Annotated in this window: 1 protein-coding gene; it reads left to right on the plus strand. The window is 47.5% G+C overall.

The features are described 5' to 3' along the window. Positions 1-1,081, plus strand: a 1,081-nt coding sequence (locus tag B3182_RS08665) for a (Fe-S)-binding protein (protein ID WP_292752379.1), incomplete at both ends; no start/stop codon positions are given.

Below are 1,081 nucleotides of genomic sequence, written 5' to 3' on the forward strand. Positions count from 1 at the left end.
AAACGCTTACACACCGTCGTTGAGACTATTGCAACAGGAAGCGTTAATTCTTGAAGCCAGTGATTTGGGTGAGATTAACAACGATATCAAGGACTGTCTGCGTTGCGGTAAATGTAAACCGGAATGTACCACCCATGTGCCGCGTGCCAATTTGTATTATTCACCACGCGACAAGATCCTGGGCACCGGTCTGATTATGGAAGCGTTTCTCTATGAGGAACAGACCCGCCGCGGTATTTCGGTACGACATTTTGAAGAAATGAATGATGTGGCCGATCACTGCACGGTATGTCATCGCTGTCTGAATCCATGTCCTGTCAATATCGACTTTGGTGACGTGTCAATGAAGCTGCGTGCCGTGTTGAAGAAACAAGGTAAACGCCATGTGAATCTGGGTACCTGGTCTTCGATGGCTTATCTGAATGCGACGGATCCTTTTACCGTTAAAATCATGCATAAAACCATGATTCAAATGGGGTTCAAAGCCCAGCGCCTGGCGCACTCGGCAGCTAAGTATCTGGGGCTTCTGGCCAACAAAAAGAAAAAGCCACCATTACCTACGACGGGTAAAACACCCTTACGTGAACAGGTGGTGCATTTTGTTAAAAAACCGATGCCGGGCAATCTGCCGACGCGAACCACGCGTGGCATGCTGGGTCTGGAAGATGACAAAATGGTACCGATTCTGCGGGATCCAAACAAAGTCAGCGAAGATTCCGATGCGGTATTTTATTTTCCGGGTTGTGGCTCAGAGCGTCTGTTCAGTCAGGTAGGGCTGGCAACTCTGGCGATGTTATATGAAGTAGGTACTGAAACGGTACTACCACCAGGCTATTTATGTTGTGGTTATCCTCAGGCTTCTACCGGTGATGATGACAAGGCCACGGCGATTTCAACCAGTAACCGGGTGTTGTTCCATCGCGTCGCCAATACGCTGAACTATATGGATATCAAGACCGTTATCGTGTCTTGCGGAACCTGTATGGATCAGTTACTTAAATATGAATTTGAAGCGATTTTCCCGGGCTGCCGTTTATTGGATATTCATGAGTACCTGATGGAAAAAGGTGTGAAAATGCAG

This window comes from Methylophaga sp. UBA4204, from assembly GCF_002379485.1.
Classification (GTDB): Bacteria; Pseudomonadota; Gammaproteobacteria; order Nitrosococcales; family Methylophagaceae; genus Methylophaga.